Raw genomic sequence first — 1,829 nt, forward strand, 5'->3', positions numbered from 1 at the left:
GTATACGCACTTACTAAAAGTCTTGAAAGAGTCCAGGGCATTGACGGACAAAAATCTTGAGCGAATTCGGGCGGCAAATAAGGTGAGAGAACGGAAATATGCTCTAATTGATAAAAGTCCGATGATTACGGAGTTGGACGGATTGGTTATTGAGATGATAGGGAGAATACTGTATAAATGAATTTACTGTGGTGATTTAGAGGTATCCTATTTTTTGTGTAAATAGGAATGGGAAAAAAATGACGTTTTCATTTATACAAAAAACAGGATAGCCTCAGTGATCAGTAGAACATCACTTGAAAATTTAAATTTTGGTCTCCATGTTTTTTATATAAATAAAATTTATTAAAAAACAGAACCTGTTCTTTATCAAACTGAAATGCAAACTAAGAATATGCTCGCATAAACAATTTTATACTTTTTGATAATCCTTCTAAATCCCCATAAATTGTTTTACTATCTATATTCATTCTTCTAAGCAAAGTATATATATTATCCCAAAATGAATTTGGTACAATAATACGATAGTTATCGACATCACTATAAATTTTGCTCTTTAATATTTGTTCTATTGTTTTCTTTATATTTCCTGAAATTAGAAAACACCCAGATTGTTTTTCAATTCGTAAATTTGGAACACTAGGCTCAATAATCCATAAAATTTCATACGCCTTTTCATCAATTATATTAAATAAATCATTTCGCTCGTAAAATAACATTTCATCGTATTTTACTTGAATTCTTTCATCTTGTTCTTTTAAATGTTCTAATGACTTTTTCATTATAGACCTATAATCAATAGCATATATCACAAATGATCCTTGGTTGGTTTTAATAATATTTTCCAATGCAAAATATATTGCAACATAAGGGCTTTGAGTAAAGTCTAACATTCTTGTTGGAACTCCATAATGTTGCATTATTGATAACCATTCTAATTTTGTTACTGGCTGAATATTTGATTTGTCATATAAATGAAATCTACTCTTAAAATTATCAATAGCATACTCTTCAAATTTTTTCCCTTTGGTTTCATAATTATTCTCTAAAATACGCTCAAGTGTTGATTGTAATTTCCATGATATATCAGAATGACCTCTGTATATATAATTATTTGGTAATTCATTTAATTATTTTACTAAATGCTCTATTGACGTAATTTTTATTTCTTTCATTGATTTCTAACCTTTATGTATTCTGCAAAAAGTTACGCAGGATATTCAGGAAATCGCCAAAGAATCTGAGGGGCATTTTTAGCGCCAATATCAAACGGCACCGACAACACCACAATCTCTCCCAAGCCGATTTAGCTGAAAAACTGGACATCTCCGTCAATTTCCTCTGCAATATCGAAAATGGCAACCGTTGGATTTCCCCCCAAACACTGGTCAAGTTTGCTTCCGCCTTGAATATCGAACCTTATGAATTGTTCAAACCGGCAGAGGCGTTACCACCTGATGTGCCACTTATCCTTAACAAATGCCTTGATGAGGCGGTAGCAGCCGTTACTCAAACTCTTAATCAAATCCGGGGCTACTACCTTCCTCAAACAAAAACACGGACTAAGCGATCTAAGCGGCTTAAAGACTAGCCTCTTCCAGTTTTTGTTTTCTGACAGTTACCGCCTATGTACTTTCGCAAATCATCAATGCGTTTGCGTGTACCCGCAATGAGGATTTTTATCCCTTTTGGGGTTCCCGGTTCCATCTTATAAATAAATTTTTTGAAAGTGATAAATATATTTAGCAAGGGCAGGACTCGAACCTGCGACCTTAGGGTATACTTGACAAACTCGTAAATTTGATATACAATTATGTATAGACGAGAAA

At 33.1% G+C, this 1,829-nt stretch carries 4 protein-coding genes; 2 read left to right on the forward strand and 2 right to left on the reverse strand.

The genetic code is table 11. From position 1 onward, the window contains the following. The coding region (locus ACYVRH_RS12335) for a hypothetical protein (RefSeq protein ID WP_461257199.1) at positions 1-181 on the forward strand (181 nt) is incomplete at its 5' end. Between the two features lie 205 nt (positions 182-386). Here ACYVRH_RS12335 and ACYVRH_RS12340 read toward each other — a convergent pair. Then, complete coding sequence (locus ACYVRH_RS12340) at positions 387-1,106, reverse strand: FRG domain-containing protein (RefSeq protein ID WP_461257202.1); 720 nt, start codon at positions 1,104-1,106, stop codon at positions 387-389. A gap of 68 nt (positions 1,107-1,174) precedes the next feature. On the opposite strand from ACYVRH_RS12340, the gene ACYVRH_RS12345 reads away from it, so the two are divergent. Beyond that, positions 1,175-1,591: a helix-turn-helix domain-containing protein gene (locus tag ACYVRH_RS12345; protein WP_461257200.1), complete on the forward strand. Its 417-nt coding sequence runs from the start codon at positions 1,175-1,177 to the stop codon at positions 1,589-1,591. Here ACYVRH_RS12345 and ACYVRH_RS12350 read toward each other — a convergent pair. Continuing rightward, positions 1,588-1,829, reverse strand: a 242-nt coding sequence (locus ACYVRH_RS12350) for a hypothetical protein (protein ID WP_461257201.1), incomplete at its 5' end; no start/stop codon positions are given. The genes ACYVRH_RS12345 and ACYVRH_RS12350 overlap by 4 nt on opposite strands.

The sequence above is a fragment of the Treponema sp. R80B11-R83G3 genome, from assembly GCF_054786115.1.